Origin of the sequence: Roseivirga sp. UBA1976, assembly GCF_002336325.1 — a bacterium.
GTDB classification, from domain to species: Bacteria; Bacteroidota; Bacteroidia; order Cytophagales; family Cyclobacteriaceae; genus Roseivirga; species Roseivirga thermotolerans.
In genome coordinates this window covers 1-6,028 of sequence record NZ_DDDQ01000083.1, presented here as the reverse complement: position 1 = coordinate 6,028, position 6,028 = coordinate 1, and the positions used below count along the sequence as shown (strand labels likewise).

Sequence of the window (6,028 nt, the reverse complement as noted above, 5' to 3'; positions counted from 1 at the left end):
TCTCACACCGGGAAGGTCTTTTACTCTACCACCTCTGATCAGTACAATTGAGTGCTCCTGAAGGTTATGACCTTCACCTGGGATGTAGGCGTTTACTTCTTTTCCATTGGTTAACCTTACCCTTGCTACTTTTCTCATAGCTGAGTTAGGTTTTTTAGGAGTAGTTGTATACACCCTAGTACAAACCCCTCTTCTCTGCGGGCAGCTATCCAAAGCTGGAGATTTTGACTTTGAAGTCAATTTCTTTCGGCCCTTTCTTACTAGTTGTTGTATAGTAGGCATTTACAGAATTTTAGATTTTATTTTCCTAGTTACAAATTTTGGACTGCAAAGGTAGTGAAAGAAGTTTTTGAAACAAACAGTTGCAGTCAATTTAAAATTAAGTTTGACGGATGCCTTAAATCTCTATTTTTCCAAACATCTGCAATAAAAAAAGAGGCTGTCTCAAAAGGGGCAGCCTCAATTTTTTAACCAAATTTTATTTTGTATAACCTCAGTTCGATTAAGAAAATGAGCTCAAGAAAATTACAGAAGGACTTTCTCGGTGCTATATCCCTCCAAAAGTTTGCTTTCATTGGTTCAAATGAGCCTACTAAATCCTTGATCAATTGTGGACATCAACTTTTGGAGGTTTTTCCCACATTTTAAGTCGAACTGAGGTTGTATAGTATTCTGAAGGGCATAAAGCCATCAGCTTAGTGGAAAATATTGATATTCATTCATTTTATGAGTCAGACAAAAGAATATAGCCAAACAATATTTTGAAATAAAAAAGGGTGCCTGACTAATGAGACACCCTTTTCTCTATCAATTATTTCTACTACTAAGCCTCTCCAACAGTGCCTCCAAAATTCATTGGGATCTGGCCAGAACATCTATTTGTTTCTTATAATGAATTGACTTTTGAAACTTTTAGGCCTTGCGGAGTTTACGTTCTGTTGAAAAGATAAAATTGTCTTTCTTAAAGCTTAATCAACCTACGATCAGATTGAATAGATAAAATACAACCACAGGCCCGATACAATAAGGCACTGCAAAGTTATAACCAATCTCATAATATTTTTTCAATATAACAATCCCATAAGCAGGTACGACAAGTAAAACCATTTGAAAAATGATCGTATTTGTAAATACAACTGACATAAGAGTATCAATAGAATCAAAGGCTTTCTCCCTAAAAACTACATTTGCTGTTGCAGAGAGATATCCAAGGGTAGGGATTAAAAGAATAGGCGTCCACTTTTCAAATAGAAGCTTAAATTTAATTTCATCATTGCTCATAGAGACTAACCTTTTTACTATCAGCAAATAGGCTAACCACATAAACCCAGAAGCGAAGAAAGTCACAATTGACTCTATCAACGAAAAAACTTTGGATATAGGCTCATCAATCAAGCGATTGGATATTAATTCACTTGAGACAACATAGGATAAAAAAGAAATTGAAAAGCTGTAAACTATCCATACTACAAATGAAATTATTCTCATATCAAAGAGTATTGAGTAGAATAAAACACCTCCAAATAAGCTCCAATTGCCGTAAAAATTATACACGCCATGAGTTGAACTAGACTGCCAAATGAAAACCAACTATCCTCGGTCTGCTTTTTCTTTCTAAAATCATTAAGCCCACGTAGTCCATACTCGCCAGCCATTAAAACAGCAATCAATTCCACAGAATGGATTGATAACTGCCTGAATATTTCAAGGGAAGAATGACTAACTAGATAAGGACTTATCATAAATCCATTTACAATTCCATTCAAGAACAAAAACACCAGTGTGGGAATGCCAAAAAAAAGCCTCCCCAAAAACAAAACTAAGATAACAGTTAGATTATTAACAAATAGATTAGCAAAGAAAACAGTGCTGGAAGTGTTAAATAAATCAATTATAGATATGGGACTAGATTCCGGTCTTTCCAAGTTTAGAACACCTGATCTACCCAGATTATTACCAACGGAAAAAGAAATAACCAGCAAAAACAAAGCAAGAAGAAAAAACTTCACTTTCAATTTTTCCTTCTTGCTTATTGGCAAACTACAAGGCAAATCCCACACCGATCACTGCCCCAGCTGGCCCGAGACTCACCGCGGAACCAATTATGGCCCAAGTAGAACCATGCACAGCCGCCATTCCAATAAGTGCAAGTTGACCTTCTTCGCTGGTATCACTATACATGGCTGCTATTGCGGTACCCGCCCAAAACTCACTCTGAACCATACTTGATCTTGCATTGGACACTAGGCAAACACCCAATAACATAAGGCTTGCTGCTGTAATTGACTTAATTTTCTGTTTCATCATTATGATATTTATTGATTTGAAATATTTGAACTATTATTTCTAAGTGAGAATGTCAGGATGGCAGTTATTGAACTGAATGTAATCGCTAGACCAGCTACCATTGGGCTAATAACCTTAATCATCAAAAGTAAAAGCGGAAGATTAATGGCAACTAAAAAAATTATCAGCAACTCCTTATTCTTTTTAAATAGTCGATTATCGTGATTTAAGATGCTCATGAATTTGGAAAGAACAAAGACTAACCAAACCATAGTCATTATCAGACATACTCCAATAGTGACCTCCACCTCAAACGGCAGATACGAATCTGACAATAAATAAAAAATAGGAATAAAAACTCCAACTGCAAGTCTTTTTATTATACTCATTTTAACTCTAAAACTAATAGATTGAATTTTTCTTAGTGAATTTATATAATAATTTGAATTCTAAAAAGCAAAATCAACAAAAAAAGGACTTCATTTCTGCAGTCCTTTTTTATATCCTAACAATGTCTAACTAAGCTTCTCCAACGGTACCTCCAAAATTCATAGGGAATTTGGGCGGTTCATCGGCCTGCTTTATTGGTCCAAAGTTATTCTCGAACTTATCGATATTGTCCTTCAGTGCATAAAGCAGTCGCTTGGCATGTTCAGGAGTAATTACGATTCGCGACTTCACCTTGGCCTTTGGCACACCGGGCATCATCTTTATAAAATCGATCACAAACTCGCTGTTTGAGTGAGCAATCATGGCCAGATTCACGTATTGACCTTCGGCAACTTCTTCCGTCAGTTCAATATTCAGCTGGTTCTGTTTTTGCTCGTTTTGTTCTGCCATAGCTAAGCTTTGCTAATTAGTACTGTACTTTCTCTTCAGATTCTGAATGATAAGCCTCTTTAGCAGCCTGAAGTTTTTCATATTCTTCTTTGTTGCCTACTATGAGGTTTTCATACTCTCTCATTCCGGTACCAGCCGGGATCAAATGTCCAACAATTACGTTTTCTTTCAATCCGTTCAGCGTATCGGCCTTACCCTTAATGGAGGCTTCACTCAATACTTTGGTGGTTTCCTGGAATGATGCTGCCGAAATGAAGCTATCTGTACCCAAAGAGGCTTGAGTGATACCTTGTAGTTTTGGTTGAGACACCGCTGGTTGCGCATCTCTTACCTCTACCAACTTCATATCACGTCTCTTCAAGCTTGAGTTCTCATCTCTCAAATCTCGTGGAGAAACAATTTGACCTGGCTTGAAATTCTCTGAGTCTCCGGCATCAGACACAACCTTCATGTCGAGAATAGAGTCGTTTTCTTCCATGAAAACAAACTTATCTACTACTTGACCAGGAAGGAATTGGGTATCTCCTGCATCGATTATTTCTACCTTCTGCATCATCTGCTTCACGATAACCTCAATGTGCTTATCGTTGATTTTCACCCCTTGCAGTCGGTATACTTCCTGAATCTCGTTCACCAAATATTCCTGAACAGCAGTTGGTCCTTGAATATTCAAGATATCGTTTGGAGTAATGGCACCATCAGACAATGGATACCCTGCTCTTACGAAGTCATTGTCTTGAACAAGAATGTGCTTAGAAAGCGGCACCATGTACTTCTTCTTCACACCGTCTTTAGACTCAATGAAGATTTCACGGTTACCTCTCTTAATACCACCGTAGGTTACTACACCATCAATTTCAGACACAACGGCCGGGTTAGATGGGTTTCTGGCTTCGAACAATTCTGTTACCCTTGGAAGACCACCCGTAATATCGCGTGATTTACCCATGGTTCTAGGAATCTTAGCCAAAGGCTGTCCTACTTTTACTTTATCTCCTATCTCTACAGAAAGGTGGGCACCTACCGGAATGTTGTAAGATTTGGTTTCATTCTTAGACTTCACAATCACCGCAGGGTTCTTGTTTTTGTCTTTAGTATCGGTAATTACTTTCTCTCTGTGTCCTGTTTGCTCATCGAACTCCTCTTTGAAGGTAATTCCTTCTTCAATGGATTCGAACTCGATGGTTCCGTCAAACTCTGAAAGTATTACCGCATTGTACGGATCCCACTTACATAGTTCCTGGCCCTTCTCTACTTTATCTCCTTCTTTTACTTTGAGCACTGCACCATAAGGCACGTGGTTAGAGATAAGCACCTTCTTGGACTTAGGATCAACTATTTGAATCTCACCGGTTCTACCCATCACGATGTTGATCTTATTGCCTTCATCGTCAGTAGTTGGTAAAGATCTAAGTTCTTCAAACTGAATCACACCATCGAACTTGGCCTGAATCATCGCGTCTACAGCAATGTTCGAGGCAGTACCACCCACGTGGAATGTTCTTAGTGTAAGCTGCGTACCTGGTTCACCGATTGACTGAGCGGCAATTACACCAACAGCTTCTCCTTTTTGCACCATCTTGTTAGTAGATAGGTTTCTACCATAACATTTGGAGCAAACTCCTCTTTTAGACTCACAGGTAAGAACTGATCTGATTTCTACTTCTTCGATAGCCGACTCATCGAGCTGCTCAGCAATCTTTTCAGTAAACTCTTCACCTGAAGCTATAATCAGCTCTTCGGTAATCGGATCGTAAATATCATGAACAGAAACTCTTCCTAAAATTCTTTCAGAAAGTGGTTCTACTACGTCTTCATTGTCTTTGAGGGCAGAAACAGTAAGTCCTCTCAGTGTTCCACAGTCTTCTTCGTTTACCACACAATCCTGGGCCACATCAACCAAACGTCTGGTAAGGTAACCGGCATCGGCAGTTTTCAAAGCGGTATCGGCAAGACCTTTACGTGCACCGTGGGTAGAGATAAAGTACTCCAATACATCCAAACCTTCTTTAAAGTTCGATAGAATTGGGTTTTCGATGATGGCTCCCACCGAACCGGCAAGGTTCTTTTGTGGCTTGGCCATCAGACCTCTCATACCTCCGAGCTGTCTAATCTGCTCTCTCGAACCCCTTGCTCCTGAGTGCATCATCATAAAGATGGAGTTAAAACCTTGCTGGTCTTCTTCCATCTGCTGCATCAGTCCGTTGGTCAAACGCGTGTTTACACGGGTCCAGATATCAATAACCTGATTGTAGCGCTCGTTGTCTGTGATAAGACCCATCAGGTAGTTTTGCCATACGGCATCTACTTCTTCCTTGGCACTGGCAATCAACTCGTCTTTAGACTCCGGAATATGGATATCATCAAGACCCATTGAGAGACCACCTTTGTAGGCCATTTGGAAACCTAGCTCCTTGATATCGTCCAGGAACTGAGCGGTTTTAGCTATACCACAGATATTTACTACGTTCTGAATAATTTTCTGAAGCTTCTTCTTAGTCAGCAGCTCATTCACAAAACCTACTTCTTCCGGTACAGTTTCGTTGAACAACACTCTACCCGCTACGGTCTCTATCACTTTTTCAACCAACTCATCGTTTTCACGAACCTTGGTTTTTACGTGAATGTAAGCGTGCTTAGAAAGCTTTCCTTCATTAAGGGCAATGATTACTTCCTCTGCAGAGTAGAATCTCATGCCCTCTCCTTCTACCTTAAAATCTTCTGTAGATCTTCTACCCTTGGTTACGTAGTATAAGCCAAGTACCATGTCTTGTGAAGGAACGGTAATTGGCGCACCGTTGGCCGGGTTGAGTATGTTGTGTGAAGAAAGCATTAGCAAGCTTGCTTCAAGCACAGCATCGTGCCCAAGAGGAACGTGAACGGCCATTTGGTCACCATCAAA

5 protein-coding genes are annotated in these 6,028 nt (G+C 39.6%); all 5 read right to left on the bottom strand.

Annotated elements, in window-relative coordinates; genetic code table 11:
* Positions 1–282: 30S ribosomal protein S12 (rpsL, locus tag B3763_RS08100; protein ID WP_286745547.1), on the bottom strand; the 282-nt coding region annotated here is incomplete at its 3' end.
* Positions 283–972: 690 nt separating this feature from the next.
* Positions 973–1,488, bottom strand: coding sequence for a hypothetical protein (locus B3763_RS08095; RefSeq protein ID WP_286745545.1), 516 nt, complete (start codon positions 1,486–1,488; stop codon positions 973–975).
* Positions 1,485–2,009, bottom strand: a complete 525-nt coding sequence (locus B3763_RS08090; RefSeq protein ID WP_286745551.1) for a stage II sporulation protein M — start codon at positions 2,007–2,009, stop codon at positions 1,485–1,487. The genes B3763_RS08095 and B3763_RS08090 overlap by 4 nt, the downstream gene beginning before the upstream one ends.
* 796 nt (positions 2,010–2,805) lie before the next feature.
* The gene (locus B3763_RS08085) at positions 2,806–3,126 is read right to left on the bottom strand and encodes a DUF3467 domain-containing protein (RefSeq protein ID WP_189630256.1); all 321 of its coding nucleotides are present in this window, start codon (positions 3,124–3,126) and stop codon (positions 2,806–2,808) included.
* A 16-nt stretch (positions 3,127–3,142) separates the two neighbouring features.
* Positions 3,143–6,028, bottom strand: a 2,886-nt coding sequence (locus tag B3763_RS08080) for a DNA-directed RNA polymerase subunit beta' (protein WP_286745543.1), incomplete at its 5' end; no start/stop codon positions are given.

Excerpts from the sequence above, each read along its gene's own strand:
- B3763_RS08085 (WP_189630256.1), bottom strand. The coding sequence starts at position 3,126 with ATGGCAGAACAAAACGAGCAAAAACAGAACCAGCTGAATATTGAACTG.
- B3763_RS08095 (WP_286745545.1), bottom strand. The coding sequence starts at position 1,488 with ATGAGAATAATTTCATTTGTAGTATGGATAGTTTACAGCTTTTCAATT.